General features: G+C 52.5%; 1 pseudogene. It reads right to left on the bottom strand.

Going from position 1 to position 282, the window contains the following annotated elements:
• Positions 1–282, bottom strand: a pseudogene (locus ACVC2P_RS05565) (hypothetical protein); the annotation flags it as partial.

Raw genomic sequence — 282 nt, 5'->3', positions numbered from 1 at the left:
AAGAAATCGGGTAGGTTTTCGCCTACGTTACCATCGGTATCGGTTGGGCTTGATACGCCTGTGCCTGCACTGCTTGGGATTCCTGTAACTGGGTCTGGGGTTCCATCGGCTATGCCGTCGTTATTAGCGTCTGTTCCGCCGGTTTCTGCGGTATCGTAGATGCCATCGTTGTCGGCGTCTAGGTCTAAGTGGTTACTTACGCCATCGCCATCATTATCGTACGCTGGTTCTACGGTTCCGTTAACGTCTCCTACTAATGGATCGGCTGGGTCGTCGTCTAAA

The organism is Pontimicrobium sp. MEBiC01747, assembly GCF_053601635.1.
The sequence above is the reverse complement of the archived record's forward strand: the minus strand, read 5'-3'. Positions and strand labels throughout refer to the sequence as shown.